Source organism: Lysinibacillus macroides (genome assembly GCF_001281525.1).
Lineage (GTDB): Bacteria > Bacillota > Bacilli > Bacillales_A > Planococcaceae > Lysinibacillus > Lysinibacillus macroides.
This window is the reverse complement of the sequence record NZ_LGCI01000009.1, coordinates 142,734-157,505: the sequence shown is the minus strand read 5'-3', so window position 1 is coordinate 157,505 and position 14,772 is coordinate 142,734. Positions and strand designations below refer to the sequence as shown.

The window sequence follows — 14,772 nt, the reverse complement described above, 5'->3', positions numbered from 1 at the left end:
GGAAATGTTAATGGCGAACAATCTAACAAAAAAAGAAGTTGTAATTGACTACGATGCAATTGCAAAGCAGGAGTCGTTTAAGTCACTTGTACGAAAGAAAAATGCTTTTCTATGGTCTATGACTGTCATATTTTTAGCAGCTTACATGTTGTTACCAATTTTGACATCATATACGACAATTCTACACCAAAAGGCTATTGGGGAAATCACTTGGGTGTGGATCTATGCTGCAGGATTATTCATTATGACTTGGAGTTTATGTCATCTATACGTAGCAAAAGCGAACAGCTATGATAGAGAGGCAAAGGCGATTATCGCTGAATATGAAAATGGAGGTGGCCGCCGATGAGTTTTACAGCTATATTCTTCTTCGTAGCCATTGTTGGTTTAACATTAGTTGTTACATGGTGGGCATCTAAACGTAATTCTTCAGCAAGTGACTTCTACACAGCTGGTGGTGGTTTAACAGGCTGGCAAAATGGACTAGCTATTGCTGGTGACTATTTATCTGCAGCGTCTTTCCTAGGTATTGCTGGTGCAGTAGCACTATTTGGATTTGATGGATTCTTCTTCTCTGTTGGTTATTTAGTAGCTTACTTAGTGGTACTATACATCGTAGCTGAGCCATTACGTAACCTTGGGAAATTTACACTAGCTGATATGATTACAGCACGTTTTAATAATTCAAAGGTTCGTGGAACAGCAGCTTTAAGTACAATTACAATTGTTTTATTCTACATGATTGCACAGCTAGTTGGTGCAGGAGCACTTATTCAATTACTTTTAGGAATCGACTATTGGATTGCCGTATTAATTGTAGGTGTTATGATGACAACTTACGTATTATTCGGTGGTATGACAGCAACATCTTGGGTACAAATTATTAAAGCTTGTCTTTTAATGATTGGTACAGTAATTATTTCTTTCTTAGTATTATTGAAATTTGATTTCAGCATTGCTACAATGTTTAGCGAAATGTCCAAAGCTACCGATAATGGTGCTGCTTATTTAAACCCAGGTCTTAAATATACAAATGGTATTGATACAATTTCAATGCTAATTGCCTTAGTAGTAGGTACTGCAGGTCTACCACATATCCTAATGCGCTTCTTTACAGTAAAAGATGCAAAAACAGCTCGTTCTTCAGTTATTTGGGCTACTTGGATTGTAGGTTTATTCTATGTATTAACAATTTTCTTAGGCTTTGGTGCAGCAGCATTCGTTGGAAAAGAAGATATTATTGCAGCTAACCCTGCTGGTAACATGGCTGCCCCACTTCTTGCAGAAGTACTTGGTGGCGATATTCTATTCTCATTCGTTTGTGCGGTAGCATTCGCGACAATTTTAGCGGTAGTAGCAGGTCTTGTACTTTCTGGTGCATCTGCCCTATCTCATGATATTTATGGTCAAATTATTAAAAAAGGTAAAATTTCAGAGAAAGAGCAGGTTCTTGCAGCTCGTATTGGTTCGATCACAATCTCTGTTGTCTCTATTTTATTAGCACTTGGGGCACAAACATTAAACGTTGCGTTCCTAGTATCACTTGCATTCTGTATTGCAGGTTCTGCTAACCTTCCAGTAATTCTTTACACAATCTACTGGAAACGCTTTAATACAGCAGGTGCTGTAACAGCGATGCTAACAGGATTAATTTCAGCATTAGCAATCGTAGCTGTGTCACCAAACGTATGGAATCCAGTTGAAGGTAAAGCAATCTTTGTGGGCGATCCGTTAATTATGTTAACGAACCCAGCCCTTATTTCTGTACCGCTTGGCTTCCTTGGCGGCTTTATTGGCACATTGCTTTCTAAAGAAAGCGATGAGGCGAAATATCGTGAAGTTGACGTTAAAGCAAACACAGGTATTTCTGTACAGGACGTATCTCACTAATATGTGTAAACACCTCGTAAGTATCATGCTTACGAGGTTTTACTTTTGGAAAGGTAGGAAACAACTATGTCACAATCAAAGGCAAAAAAGAAGCGTAAGCATAGCAAACGGATCAGTGGCAAGGATGTTGAAAAAAATCGACAGTCTACCCTATTCAGTACGCATGAACGAGTGACGAAAACAAAGCGCGAGCAATTAGAGCAGGATCACACTAAATATAAAAAGCAGGATCAGGACGATTAAATCGTTGCTGATTCTGCTTTTTAAGCGTTAAAGTTGATAGAAGTTTTTTGCGTTTTGCGTCAATATATACGCCGCTTCCTGTGCAGTTAACCCCTTGATTACCGCAATCATACCAATGGTTGAATGTATCATCCATGGCGCTGTTCGTTTACCTGCAAAAGGTCCTTCAAATGGCCAAGGCCCATCTGTTTCCACCATCATCAACTCAATCGGATAGACTTGAATTAATTGCTGAATCTCCTGCTCATACAAACAATCAGGAGTAATAGAGATAAAATAACCATGTCGAATCATTCGTTGTACGACTGCCTGATCCCCTTTAAACCAATGGAAATGCGCTTGATTGATCTGATGCTTTTCAAGCAAATCACAGGCAATGGCGGCATCCTCATAAATTGCATGTAAAATAATCGGTTTATGGAGCTCTTTAGCCAAGACAATAAAACGCTCTAGCAAAGCGATATATGGAGCATTATCAATTGCTTGTTCCTTCCTTAAATAATACGGTAAACCTACCTCGCCCACAGCGACCATATCAGCTGCATGACAACGAATCCACTCAAATAATACAGTCTCATCTTTTGAACTTGGCAAAGGCTGCTCCGGATGAAAACCAAAGGCAGCCTTCACCTTATGATATGTTTGGGCTAACAGCCATGTTTTTTTACAAGAAGATAGCTCCATACTCACGGCAATCACCGCATCTACCTCATCTAGCAAGGAAGGAATTTCCTCAGCCATATACTGCTCTAAATGAATATGGGCATCAATCAGCATAGACATCTCCCTTTTCTTCCTGTAAGTATGTAAATAACTGTTGCTTCAACGCTGTAAATGTAGTAGAATGGCGAATTTCCTCTTGCCGTGGTCTAGCAAATGGTACAATCATTTCCTTTTTGATAGAAGCAGGGCGTTTCGTTAATATCAAAATACGATCTGCTAAAAAAAGTGCCTCCTCAATACTATGGGTCACAAATAAAATCGATTTGCGATATTCCTCCCAAATGGATAAAAGCCATGCCTGCATTTCTAGCCTTGTAAATTCATCCAGTGCAGAAAATGGTTCATCTAAACATAAAATAGGCTTATCACTGACCATAGCCCGTATAAAAGATACGCGTTGTTGCATTCCCCCTGATAATTCATGTGGGTACGCATGAATAAATGACTCAAGCCCAACCTTTTTTAACCATATCTTAGCACGCTCTGTATTAGGTTTACGCTGAAGCTCCTCGACAATGGTTACATTCTCTAAAACCGTACGCCATGGCAGTAAAGAAGGCTGCTGTGGCATATAGCCAATTGTTCCCCTTTTTTGCTGAATATCCCCTTCATTTAATAAAATAGCTCCTTTATCAATGGATGCGACACCACCAATTAATTGAAAAAGTGTACTTTTGCCACTGCCTGAGGGTCCAATAATTGCTACAAATTCGCCATCCCTCACCTCAAAGGATAAATCCTCGAGAACTTGAAGGGCGTCAAAGGACTTAGCGATGTTTTGAATGCTGAGCATAATAGCCTCTCCCCTTCACCATGAATTTTTCAATCAAACGAATACTGCTAAATAACAATAAGCTTAATAAAACAATCGCAAAAATTGCCACAAACACACGATCTGTGCGGAAGGAGGACTGTGCTAAGGTCATATAAACGCCAATGCCCTTTTTTGCACCAAGCCACTCTGCAATCACCGCTCCCATCACGCTGTAAGTAGCAGCGATTTTAATGCCTGAGAAGATCGCTGGATAGGCATAAGGCCATTCTAGCTTCCAAAAGGTTTGTGCCTTTGATGCACCAATCATTTCAAAATAATGCTTTAACGCAGCGTCCGTTTGACGGAAACCATCCATCGCGGCAATCACAATCGGAAAAAAGCATACAAGACAAATGATAATCAGCTTTGGTAATAAGCCAAAGCCAAACCAAATAATAAGCAGTGGTGCTAATACAAGAATTGGAATATTTTGCGACATAATCAGAATCGGATAAAATAGCTCACGAATAAATGTAAAACGATGTAAGACAATGGCAACTGTTAAACCGCAGCCAATCCCAATGGCAAGCCCTAACAATGCTAATTGCACCGTTGCAAAAGCATGTGGTAGAAAGGCCTGGTACGACTGAAAGGCTTCCAACAAAATACTACTTGGTGCAGGTAGTAGCCAATGGGGAACTTCAGCCATATGCACAATTAGCTCCCAGACGAATAAGAGGAAGGCGATAAAAAATATCGTCCTTCCCTTGTGCAATGCTTGTTTCATTACTGATATTTCTCCGTTAATGTACTCATGGTAATACCAGATGGCTGATATAAAATTTTCACCTGTGTAATCACATTGATGGCACCAAGTTCAATCATTTTATCATTCATTTTCTCAATAATTTGCAGCAATACTGACAGCTCACCCTCCATTGTTGTTTCAAGTGGATGTACCTCGTACTTCACACCTGAAGCATCGATAACAGCAATAGCCGCATCAACATAAGGAATAATATCCTCATATTTTTCTGTTTTTGGGATAATTTGAACACTGATTAATGAATTTGCCATATTAGTTTTTCTCCTTTTTTGGTAAAAAGTCATTGGTAAAAGCTTGCTCTGCATGGAAGTCGCCCTCTAATACCTGATTGCTGGACATCCAGTTTGCATAGTTTTCCCAAACAGCTAGCTTTTGCTCTCCCCATTGTGCTGCATCATCCTGATACTTATCCGCTAACCATTCTTGACTTTTATGTACCAGTTCTTTATCTAAATCAGGAGCCGCTTCTAGTAAAATATCAGCTGCCTCACTAGGATGCTCGATTGCATATTCATAGCCTTTTGCTGTAGCAGCCACAAATGCCTTCACCATGTCAGGATTGTTTTCAATCATCTTTTCATTTGTTGCCAAGACAGGTGTATAATAATCAAGCTGCTCACTATAATCCGTTAAATACAGCATATTAATCTGTTCACCACGAAGCTCTGCCTCAATACCTGTCCATGCATAATAAATCCACGCAAAATCAATATCCTTTTGCATCATGGTAAAGAAATCTAAATCGCCTGCATTTACAATATCAAGCTTATCGATATCGGCGTCCTCTGTTTGCATTAAGGATTGCAATACTGCTTGCTCAAGTGGTGCACCCCAGCCACCATATGTTTTTCCTTCAAAATCCTTTGGCGACGTAATACCCTTCGAGGCAATAGAAGCAAAGCCAGAGGTATTATGCTGAATAATCGCAGCGATGGAAACAAGTGGCACATCCTGTACACGAGCCTGTGTAATGCCCTCCTGATAGCTAACCCCAAACTCCGCCTTCCCAGATGCCACAAGCTGATCAGCTCCCGCCTCACCAGGCATAATAATTTCCACATCTAAGCCCTGTTCCTCAAAATAGCCAAGTTCTTTTGCTACATAAAGCCCTGTATGATTGGTATTCGGTGTCCAATCAAGGACAACAGAAACCTTTTTGGGTGCATCATCAGCTTGCTTGTCCTCCTTCTCCCCACAGCCAACAAGTGCAAGCAGTGCTGCGAATGTCAATACAATAAATGCCCATTTTTTCATGCGAAATCCTCCTAATTTAAAATATGAAAGCGTTCATAAAATGAATGTTAGCACCAGAAGAACATTGGCAAAATGTAGCATGACGCCATCTTGATAACCGCTGAACCAAAATAAAAAACGCCTAGGATTTCTCCCAGACGTCTCACAATCAATCTCCAAAATAATGCTTTTTTTTGAATAGATGTTCCCTACGCTGGTACGAGCCAAATCAGGTTCAAAGGGTCAGTGCCTATCGGACACAATCTCAGCTAGCCGCTACTAGCCCCCCTACATTCTTTCACTATGAACTTTTCGATGATTATTATACCCATAGTTGATTGGAAATGACAAGGGCAGGTCTAAATTTTAGATGTATAACTAAAAAAGCACCGCCCTGTAACTGGTACAGAACGATGCATTCAATTATACTAACTCTCTTTTGCGTCAGCTGGCTCTTTTTTTGCGATTTGTACATGTGAAATCGGCCCATCTGTTGCAACATCCACCTTAAAGGAACCGTTAGAATGACGATCTGCACGTGTTAAGGCTTGTACATCTAACACCTCCTGCATCCCTTTTTCGGTTTCAATCACGACCTGCTCCTTATCCGTTGCTTGAACAATCGCCACAATACGGTGTGGATTTGCCTTTAATTCTGTTAATATTTTAAGCCCACGCTTTGCTCGATTGGCCATCTCTACTTCAGCGACATTCATCTTCTTTACTGCTCCACGCTGTGTCACAATGACCACATACTGTGTTTCATCAGGCTGTAACACATTCACACCAACTAAGGCTTCTCCCTCTTTTAGCGTAATACCTTTTACTCCGCCTGTTTTTACACCTGTTACAGGTAATTCTTCAATTGGGAAACGAATGGCATACGCAGTATCTGTTGTCAGCATAAGCTCTACAGCATCCGTCACAAGGGCGGCATAAATCAGTGTATCGCCAGCCTTCACATTCATCGTTTTAATTGGCTTCGAATAACGTGTCACAACATAATCTACTAATGGAGATCGTTTAATTTGCCCATCTTTTGTGGCTGTAAGGATATAGGTATTTGGCTGCTCAAATGTAGCAAAGCCATAGACTGCGATAATGGCTTCATCCTCACCTGTTGGCACAATACTGGAAATATGCTGACCAAGCTCCTTCCAGCGAATATCAGGAAGCTCATGAACAGGCTGATAAATATAATTTCCTCGATTTGTAAAGAGTAACAGATGATGCTGTGTATTTAAGGTTGCTTCATACAATAAGTAATCCGAGTCCTTCATCGCACAATCCTGTCCATTCGAAGCGGCATGTGAACGCGTGGATGTACGTTTAATATAGCCATCCTTTGTGACAGTGACCACCACTTCCTCACTTGGCACAAGCACATCTAAGGTAATTTTAATTTCTTCAATTTCTTGCTCAATTTTGGAGCGACGTGGCTCTGTAAAGCGCTTTTTAATGTCTTGTAATTCCTGCTTGATCACACGTATAAGCTTTGCCTCACTTTGCAAAATGCCTTCTAGCTTGGCAATTATTTTATTCAGCTCATCCTGCTCTTTACGAAGCTCTGTAATATCAGTATTGGTTAAACGGTATAATTGCAGGCTGACAATTGCCTCTGCTTGTATTTCTGTAAAATCAAACTTTGCTTGTAAATTTTGCTTAGCATCTTTTTTATCATTAGAGGCACGAATCGTAGCAATGACCTCATCTAAAATAGACAGTGCTTTTATAAGACCATCTACAATATGTGAACGATCCTTTGCCTTTTGTAAATCATAAATGGAACGATTTGTGACAACTTCCTTCTGATGGGCAATATAGGCATCCAGCAATAATGGCAATGTCATCATCGTTGGACGACGATTATGAATCGCAATCATATTAAAGTTATAAGCTATCTGTAAATCGGTTGTTTTAAATAGATACTGTAAAATTCCTTGTCCTGGTATATCCTTTTTAAGCTCAATGACAATACGTAAGCCTGTGCGATCTGATTCATCACGAATTTCGGCAATGCCTTCTAGGCGTTTATCCACGCGTTGCTCATCGATTTTTTTCACAAGATTCGCTTTATTAACATCGTATGGCAATTCAGTAATAACGATTTGCTCCTTGCCACCCTTAATCGGCTCTACAACCGCTTGTGCGCGTACAATAATTTTGCCACGACCTGTTTCATAAGCCTTTTTAATACCGTCAACACCTTGAATAATACCACCTGTTGGGAAATCAGGTCCTTTTATTACCGTCATCAATTCATCCACTGTCGTATTTGGCTTGTCTAAGCGCATTAAAACCGCATTTAACACCTCATCTAATGCATGGGGTGGAATATCTGTGGCATAGCCAGCAGAAATCCCTGTAGAGCCATTGACCAATAAATTTGGGAAACGTGCAGGTAAAACGGTTGGCTCCATATCCTGGTCATCAAAGTTCGGCACAAACTCCACTGTTTTCTTACCAATATCTCGCAGCATTTCAGCCGCAATAGTAGAAAGCCTTGCCTCTGTATAACGCATCGCAGCAGGTGGGTCTCCATCAACTGAGCCATTGTTGCCATGCATTTCAATTAGCATATGGCGTGCCTTCCAATCCTGACTCATACGTACCATCGCTTCATAGACAGAGCTATCGCCGTGTGGATGGTAATTACCAATAACATTCCCGACGGTTTTAGCCGATTTACGAAATGGCTTATCATGTGTATTGCCCTCTGTGTGCATCGCATATAAAATACGACGCTGCACAGGTTTAAGACCGTCGCGTGCATCAGGCAACGCGCGGTCTTGAATAATATATTTACTATAGCGACCAAAACGGTCACCCATTACTTCTTCTAAAGGTAAATCTTGGAATACTTCTATACTACTCATGCTTGGCCCTCCTCTTGTTGGATGAATTCATTATCTAAAATATTGGCATCATCCTCCATACCGAAGTCTACATTCGCTTCGATCCATTTACGACGTGGTTCTACCTTATCCCCCATCAACGTCGTGACACGTCGTTCTGCTCGTGCACCATCCTCAATTGTGACACGAATTAATGTACGTGTTTCAGGGTTCATCGTTGTATCCCACAGCTGGTCTGCATTCATCTCACCAAGTCCTTTATAGCGCTGTAGTATGTAACCCTTGCCCACTTTTTTGATGGCCTTTTGTAAATCGCTTTCTGTCCAAGCATATTCAACCACTTCTTTTTTCCCTGTTCCTTTAGACACTTTATATAATGGTGGCAGTGCAATAAAGACTTTCCCATCCTCAATAAGCGGACGCATATAACGATAGAAGAACGTTAATAGCAAGACTTGAATATGCGCCCCGTCTGTATCCGCATCGGTCATAATGACAACTTTATTGTAGGCGGAATCTTCAACAGAGAAGTCTGAACCAACACCTGCACCAATCGCATGAATAATCGTTGAAATTTCCTCGTTTTTCATAATGTCCTGCAGCTTTGCTTTTTCGGTATTAATGACCTTTCCGCGCAACGGTAAAATCGCTTGGAATGTGCGATCACGGCCTTGCTTGGCAGAGCCACCAGCAGAATCGCCCTCGACTAAATACAGCTCATTTTTCGCCGCATTGCGTGACTGAGCTGGCGTTAGTTTTCCAGATAGAATCGTACTACCCTTTTTGTTTTTCTTGCCATTTCGTGCATCCTCACGTGCCTTTCGAGCCGCTTCTCGCACTTGCTGGGCACGAATTGCTTTACGGACAAGAGAGGCTGATAATTCCGCATTTTCCTCCAGCACATATAAAATTTGCTCTGATACAACACTATCTACAGCGGAACGAGCCTCACTTGTGCCGAGTTTACCCTTGGTTTGTCCCTCAAACTGTAGTAAATGCTCTGGAATTCGCACAGAGACGATGGCCGCTAAACCCTCTCGAATATCTGTTCCTTCTAGGTTTTTATCCTTTTCCTTCAGCAAGCCAATTTTCCTTGCATATTCATTAAAAACGCGTGTGAGTGCCGCTTTTGCACCTGTTTCATGTGTCCCACCATCACGTGTACGCACATTATTGACAAAGGATAAAATCGTTTCGGAATAGCCATCGTTATATTGGAAAGCAAACTCTACTTCGATATCATCTTGTATGCCTTCTACATATTTCACAGGATGAAGGACATCTTTTTCTTCATTCAAATACGCAACGAAAGCTTCAATACCGTTCTCATAAAAGAACACATCCTTTTTGCCTTCCTCGCGCTCATCGGTTAATTCAATTTTTAAGCCCTTTAATAAAAAAGCTGACTCACGTAAACGCTCTGCTAATGTATCATAGTTAAATTTCGTCACAGAGAAAATGGTCTCGTCTGGTAGAAAATGAACAAGTGTCCCTGTTTGCTTTGTTTGCCCGATTTCTTCAAGCGTTGTTACAGGATGTCCGCCATTTTCAAAGCGCTGACGATATTTTTTCCCATCACGATGAATCGTTACCTCTAAAAAGGTTGATAGCGCATTCACAACAGAGGAGCCTACACCATGCAAGCCGCCACTTGTCTTATAACCGCCCTGTCCAAATTTCCCGCCAGCATGTAATACTGTAAAAATAATTTCAGGGGTTGGCTTGCCCATTTTATGCATACCTGTTGGCATTCCACGGCCAAAATCACGCACACTTACACTTTGATCTTTATGAATCGTGACAATAATATGAGCGCCAAAGCCAGCCAGTGCTTCATCCACCGCATTATCTACGATTTCATACACAAGGTGGTGAAGTCCACGGCCATCTGTTGAACCGATATACATGCCGGGTCGTTTGCGTACCGCTTCTAATCCTTCTAATACTTGTATAGCGTCATCATTATAGACGCTAGGTGACTGTTTATTCGTCAAAAAATTCCCCTCCAAAAACAAACGCATGTTCTATTACTATTCTCATCCTAATCAATCATAGCATTTCCTGTCAAGATCTAGCGACAGGTCTTATTTCATTTTACTTTTTTCAATAGTAAACATCTTCAACACTTTCTTAAAAATGGGATTTAAGCAAGTTAAGTAGCTGCTCTTCTCTTAATCGTAACATTTGACGCATCATTACGCATTTAGTTGCAAAATAAGCTACACACCAATCCTCTATACATCATCAGCAAACATGTTAGAGATAGACTTCTATTCTATCAAAGGAAGGAACAATTGACAAAATGACCATTATCCCTATCTTTGCGTTGCCGCTCTCTAATGATTGGATTGTCTAACTATTTGAATTCAAGGCTTCCTGTGAATTCTCCTTCCGAACATTGTAGATTCACAAGAAAAAGTGTAAAATACTTGTGACAAACTATTCGTATCAAGTGAAGGAAAGGTGTCTACCTTATGGTGAATGGATTTATTATTTTATGCGCTTATCTAATTGGCTCTATACCTTCTGGGCTATGGATAGGCAAACTTTTTTATCATACAGATATTCGTGAGCATGGAAGCGGTAACCTTGGTGCAACCAATACCTTTCGAATATTAGGGAAAAAAGCAGGGATTGTTGTCACGGTGATGGATGTTTTAAAGGGAACAGCGGCTGTTTTACTAGTATCATTGCCCGTTTTCGCAGACAGCCCTATCCATCCATTAGTGCTTGGTCTAGTTGCAGTAATTGGTCATATGTTCCCTATCTTTGCTAATTTCCGCGGTGGAAAAGCGGTGGCAACCTCTGCCGGTGTGTTACTTGGTTATTCATGGCCCCTATTTGTCCTGTTATTTATAACATTTATTGTGACCTTAAAAATAACAAAAATCGTTAGCTTAACCTCGATGATCGCCGCATTAGTAGCACTTATTTATGCAATCGTTTATTATTTTGTTACGGGCGATTTTGCATTAGGCATCCTAGTAGCCTTTTTATTTACCTTTATTATTTATCGTCACCGTGCCAATATTGGCCGTATTAAAAATGGCACGGAGCCAAAGGTAAAATGGCTTTAAAGAAGAGAGGAGCATATACGTATGGATATTGCATTAACAGATCAAGCGCTACAATGGTTTAAACAAGAGATGGAAGTCGAGCCTGGTGATACAATTCGTTTTTATGCTCGCTATGGCGGCTCTAGCCCCTTTCATGAGGGCTTTTCACTCGGTATGACACGTGAGGAGCCAATTGCGATTGGTGTTGAAACCGTTATTGATGATGTAACCTATTACATTGAGGAAAAGGACTTATGGTTTTTCAACGAGCATAGTTTATATGTAGACGTTGATACAAATAATGATGAATTACAATACGACTATCGTACATAAAGCAGTATATCTCCTTCGAGCTACGTGGGAGATATACTGTTTTTTAATGGCTTCCTTCGTTTATCTCCTTCTAAAGTTGTCTATTCTATAAATAATGAACGTCCATTTGAGGAGGAACGCACATGTCTCTGTCTAACAATACCAATACCTCCCCATTCCATGAAGTATTAAACGAATCCCTAGAAAAAAATCTAAAGATAATTGATCATACACTTGGTCATAGTAACGATATCATGGTACGTAAAATAACCGTTGGCCACCATACCCTGGCCATGATTGCTATTGATGGCTTAGTCGATAAAACGATGATTGCGGATGCAGTGATTGATAAGCTGATGATGTATAGCGAGGAAGAGCATGAGTTTGATATTTCCACCATTCATCAACATATCCGAAATTCCTTTTTAACAGTTGGTGACATCGCCAATGTCGAATATTTTACAGCACTCTATCAAGCGATTCTTAATGGCGAAACCGTAATCCTGTTGGACGGCTTAGCATCAGGCTTTACTACAAACACAAAACATGCTAGAGATCGTGCTGTCACTGAGCCCTCCACCGAATCAGTGATTAGAGGGCCAAAGGAAGCCTTTACGGAAACATTGCGTACCAATACAGCATTAATTCGTCGCAAAATTAAAAGTCCTAATCTTTGGATAAAGTCTCGTGTAATTGGCGATGTCACACAAACAGATGTAGCCATCGTGTATATCAATGGCATTGCTAATGATAAAATTGTCGCTGAGGTATTAGCACGTTTAGATCGCATTGATACAGATAGCATACTAGAAAGTGGCTATATTGAGGATTATATTCAAGATGCTAAAACCTCTATCTTTCCCACTATCTATAATTCTGAGCGCCCTGATGTCATTGCTGGCGAATTATTAGAAGGCAAAATAGCAATAATTGTTGATGGTACCCCCTTTGTTTTGGTTGTACCTGCATTATTTACATCTTTTCTACAATCAGCAGAAGATTACTACCAGCACTGGTTTATTAGCTCACTCATTCGTATATTGCGATTTTTTGGTATTAGCCTAGCCTTAGTCGCTCCCTCGCTCTATGTAGCGATTACCACCTTTCATCAGGAAATGCTACCAACACCAATGCTGATTAGTATTGCTGCCCAACGAGAAGGCGTGCCCTTTCCTGCTGTAGTAGAAGCTCTTATTATGGAGGTAGCCTTTGAAATATTACGGGAGGCAGGACTTCGTATGCCAAGAACGATTGGGCCTGCTGTCTCCATTGTTGGTACACTTGTTATTGGGCAGGCAGCTGTAGATGCTGGGGTTGTGTCAGCCGTAATGGTTATTATTGTAGCCTTGACAGCGATTTGCAGCTTTTTATTTCCAGCTTATGGCTTATCAAATACTATTCGTGTGCTACGCTTTCCCCTCATGATTGTAGCTGCTATGTTTGGCTTATTTGGTGTGATGTTTGGCATTATGCTTATTATTCTTCATCTATGTAGCATTCGTACATTCGGTATACCTTATTTAAGTCCATTTGCCCCATTTATCCTAAAGGACCAAAAGGATGCATTTTTGCTGTTCCCACGCAGATGGTTGCGAACACGACCTCGCCTGATCAATCAAAAAAATATGGTAAGAGCGCATGCCTATATCAATCGCAAAGGTCGAAAGGAATAAGATATGGCTAAAGTAAAAGGGATTGGTTTACTATGCATCCTTACCTTGCTTCTAAGTGGATGCTGGAGTAAACGTGAATTAAATGAATTAGCGATTGTCGTAGCACTTGGCATCGATAAAGTCGAGGATCACTATGAAATAACGGTGCAAATTGTTGATCCTAGTGAGATTTCTGTACGACAGGTCTCCACTCAGCGCGCCCCAGTCATTACCTATCATGCACAGGGTGAGACTATCTTTGAGGCAATCCGAAAAATGACAACGGTTGCGGCCAGAAAGCCGTATTTTTCCCATCTTCAAGTCGTTGTGTTAGGAGAGGACCTTGCAAAAGAAGGGATTGATGAATCACTTGATTTAATTGCACGAGATCATGAATTTCGAAATGATTTCGATGTCATTATGTCCTATGAGGCGACAGCGAAGGAAGTGTTAAATATACTAACACCCATTGAAAAAATACCTGCCAATAAAATGGTCAATTCTCTGCGAACCTCTGAAAAAGCTTGGGGCTCTACAATTGCTGTCAATATAGATGAATTAGTCGATATGCTTCATAAAGAAGAGAGAGGTGCCATTCTTACAGCTATTGAAATCCATGGTGATAGGAAATTAGGAATGGATCAAACAAATGTACAACGGGTAAAAACCTCTGCTTGGCTACAGTATGCAGGTTTAGCTGTTTTTAAAGACAATCAATTCGTGGGATTACTATCAGAGGAAGATAGTAAAAGCATTAGCTTTCTGAACGACACCATTAAAAGTACGGTGGAAAGAATCGCCTGTCCTGAAAAAGGAACTTTGTCTATGGAAATCACGCAATCCCATACCAAAATAAAAGGTACTTTTGAGCGTGGAGCACCAAAAATTGATGTACAAATCAATATTATTCAAAATGTGGATGAAGTGGGCTGTACGATCAATCTCATGGAAAGTGCTACCATGGATTATATTAATCAAAAGACCGCGCAGGGCATTCAGAAACGAATTGAAAAAACATTAGAGACGATTCAACAATACTATCAAGTCGATATTTTGGGATTTTGTGATGCCCTACATCGAGCTGATGCAAAGCAGTGGAAAAAAATCAAAGGGGATTGGCCTACTATTTTTCCAGAATTGCAGGTCAATATTGATGTAAAGGTGAAAACACAAGGTGTAGGTACCCTACAAAACTCCTTATTAAATATGCCAAAGGAGGAAGAATAGT

Annotated in this window: 14 protein-coding genes and 1 riboswitch; of the genes, 7 read left to right on the top strand and 7 right to left on the bottom strand. The window is 40.5% G+C overall.

All coding sequences use genetic code 11. From position 1 onward, the window contains the following. Nucleotides 1-10: 10 nt before the first annotated feature. From ADM90_RS14735 to ADM90_RS24720, 3 genes are all read left to right on the top strand, one after another. Nucleotides 11-349 carry a DUF485 domain-containing protein gene (locus ADM90_RS14735; protein ID WP_053995717.1) on the top strand — a complete coding sequence of 113 codons (339 nt, stop codon included), beginning with the start codon at nt 11-13 and terminating at the stop codon, nt 347-349. Beyond that, nucleotides 346-1,890 carry a solute symporter family protein gene (locus ADM90_RS14730; RefSeq protein WP_053995716.1) on the top strand — a complete coding sequence of 515 codons (1,545 nt, stop codon included), beginning with the start codon at nt 346-348 and terminating at the stop codon, nt 1,888-1,890. Before ADM90_RS14735 ends, ADM90_RS14730 begins: the two co-directional genes overlap by 4 nt. 66 nt (nt 1,891-1,956) lie before the next feature. Beyond that, nucleotides 1,957-2,133 (top strand): hypothetical protein, encoded by a 177-nt coding sequence (locus ADM90_RS24720; protein ID WP_162838607.1) that lies wholly within the window; start codon nt 1,957-1,959, stop codon nt 2,131-2,133. Nucleotides 2,134-2,160: 27 nt separating this feature from the next. On the opposite strand, the gene ADM90_RS14725 is transcribed toward ADM90_RS24720, so the two are convergent. The 7 genes from ADM90_RS14725 to parE all read right to left on the bottom strand — a co-directional run bounded on the left by ADM90_RS14725 (nt 2,161) and on the right by parE (nt 10,545). Beyond that, a complete protein-coding gene (locus ADM90_RS14725; RefSeq protein ID WP_053995743.1) occupies nt 2,161-2,910 on the bottom strand; it encodes a TatD family hydrolase in 750 nt (249 codons plus the stop codon). Next, nucleotides 2,900-3,649, bottom strand: coding sequence for an ABC transporter ATP-binding protein (locus ADM90_RS14720; RefSeq protein ID WP_053995715.1), 750 nt, complete (start codon nt 3,647-3,649; stop codon nt 2,900-2,902). Before ADM90_RS14720 ends, ADM90_RS14725 begins: the two co-directional genes overlap by 11 nt. Next, nucleotides 3,624-4,397 (bottom strand): ABC transporter permease, encoded by a 774-nt coding sequence (locus ADM90_RS14715; protein ID WP_053995714.1) that lies wholly within the window; start codon nt 4,395-4,397, stop codon nt 3,624-3,626. The genes ADM90_RS14720 and ADM90_RS14715 overlap by 26 nt, the downstream gene beginning before the upstream one ends. Next, nucleotides 4,397-4,687, bottom strand: coding sequence for a thiamine-binding protein (locus ADM90_RS14710; RefSeq protein ID WP_053995713.1), 291 nt, complete (start codon nt 4,685-4,687; stop codon nt 4,397-4,399). The genes ADM90_RS14715 and ADM90_RS14710 overlap by 1 nt, the downstream gene beginning before the upstream one ends. Nucleotide 4,688: 1 nt before the next feature. Beyond that, nucleotides 4,689-5,690 carry an ABC transporter substrate-binding protein gene (locus tag ADM90_RS14705; RefSeq protein WP_053995712.1) on the bottom strand — a complete coding sequence of 334 codons (1,002 nt, stop codon included), beginning with the start codon at nt 5,688-5,690 and terminating at the stop codon, nt 4,689-4,691. A 168-nt stretch (nt 5,691-5,858) separates the two neighbouring features. Further along, nucleotides 5,859-5,969, bottom strand: a riboswitch (TPP riboswitch). A 128-nt stretch (nt 5,970-6,097) separates the two neighbouring features. After that, nucleotides 6,098-8,545, bottom strand: a complete 2,448-nt coding sequence (parC, locus tag ADM90_RS14700) for a DNA topoisomerase IV subunit A (RefSeq protein WP_053995711.1) — start codon at nt 8,543-8,545, stop codon at nt 6,098-6,100. Further along, on the bottom strand, nt 8,542-10,545 hold the full coding sequence (gene parE / locus ADM90_RS14695; RefSeq protein ID WP_053995710.1) for a DNA topoisomerase IV subunit B: 2,004 nt from the start codon (nt 10,543-10,545) through the stop codon (nt 8,542-8,544). Before parE ends, parC begins: the two co-directional genes overlap by 4 nt. Nucleotides 10,546-10,998: 453 nt before the next feature. Between parE and plsY the strand changes: the two genes are divergently transcribed. The 4 genes from plsY (at nt 10,999) to ADM90_RS14675 (ending at nt 14,771) form a co-directional block, all read left to right on the top strand. Then, nucleotides 10,999-11,601 (top strand): glycerol-3-phosphate 1-O-acyltransferase PlsY, encoded by a 603-nt coding sequence (plsY, locus tag ADM90_RS14690; protein WP_053995709.1) that lies wholly within the window; start codon nt 10,999-11,001, stop codon nt 11,599-11,601. A 21-nt stretch (nt 11,602-11,622) separates the two neighbouring features. Then, nucleotides 11,623-11,913 (top strand): HesB/YadR/YfhF family protein, encoded by a 291-nt coding sequence (locus ADM90_RS14685; RefSeq protein WP_053995708.1) that lies wholly within the window; start codon nt 11,623-11,625, stop codon nt 11,911-11,913. A gap of 122 nt (nt 11,914-12,035) precedes the next feature. Next, a complete protein-coding gene (locus ADM90_RS14680) occupies nt 12,036-13,565 on the top strand; it encodes a spore germination protein (protein WP_053995707.1) in 1,530 nt (509 codons plus the stop codon). Nucleotides 13,566-13,568: 3 nt separating this feature from the next. Further along, complete coding sequence (locus ADM90_RS14675) at nt 13,569-14,771, top strand: Ger(x)C family spore germination protein (protein ID WP_053995706.1); 1,203 nt, start codon at nt 13,569-13,571, stop codon at nt 14,769-14,771. The last annotated feature ends 1 nt before the right edge of the window (nt 14,772 follow it).

Bases quoted from the DNA above. Each gene is read 5' to 3' on its own strand.
- ADM90_RS14730 (WP_053995716.1), top strand. From the start codon at position 346: ATGAGTTTTACAGCTATATTCTTCTTCGTAGCCATTGTTGGTTTAACA.
- ADM90_RS24720 (WP_162838607.1), top strand. From the start codon at position 1,957: ATGTCACAATCAAAGGCAAAAAAGAAGCGTAAGCATAGCAAACGGATC.
- ADM90_RS14680 (WP_053995707.1), top strand. From the start codon at position 12,036: ATGTCTCTGTCTAACAATACCAATACCTCCCCATTCCATGAAGTATTA.
- ADM90_RS14720 (WP_053995715.1), bottom strand. From the start codon at position 3,649: ATGCTCAGCATTCAAAACATCGCTAAGTCCTTTGACGCCCTTCAAGTT.
- ADM90_RS14705 (WP_053995712.1), bottom strand. From the start codon at position 5,690: ATGAAAAAATGGGCATTTATTGTATTGACATTCGCAGCACTGCTTGCA.
- ADM90_RS14685 (WP_053995708.1), top strand. From the start codon at position 11,623: ATGGATATTGCATTAACAGATCAAGCGCTACAATGGTTTAAACAAGAG.
- ADM90_RS14715 (WP_053995714.1), bottom strand. From the start codon at position 4,397: ATGAAACAAGCATTGCACAAGGGAAGGACGATATTTTTTATCGCCTTC.
- ADM90_RS14725 (WP_053995743.1), bottom strand. From the start codon at position 2,910: ATGCTGATTGATGCCCATATTCATTTAGAGCAGTATATGGCTGAGGAA.
- ADM90_RS14675 (WP_053995706.1), top strand. From the start codon at position 13,569: ATGGCTAAAGTAAAAGGGATTGGTTTACTATGCATCCTTACCTTGCTT.
- parE (WP_053995710.1), bottom strand. From the start codon at position 10,545: ATGCGTTTGTTTTTGGAGGGGAATTTTTTGACGAATAAACAGTCACCT.
- ADM90_RS14735 (WP_053995717.1), top strand. From the start codon at position 11: ATGGCGAACAATCTAACAAAAAAAGAAGTTGTAATTGACTACGATGCA.
- ADM90_RS14710 (WP_053995713.1), bottom strand. From the start codon at position 4,687: ATGGCAAATTCATTAATCAGTGTTCAAATTATCCCAAAAACAGAAAAA.
- plsY (WP_053995709.1), top strand. From the start codon at position 10,999: ATGGTGAATGGATTTATTATTTTATGCGCTTATCTAATTGGCTCTATA.
- parC (WP_053995711.1), bottom strand. From the start codon at position 8,545: ATGAGTAGTATAGAAGTATTCCAAGATTTACCTTTAGAAGAAGTAATG.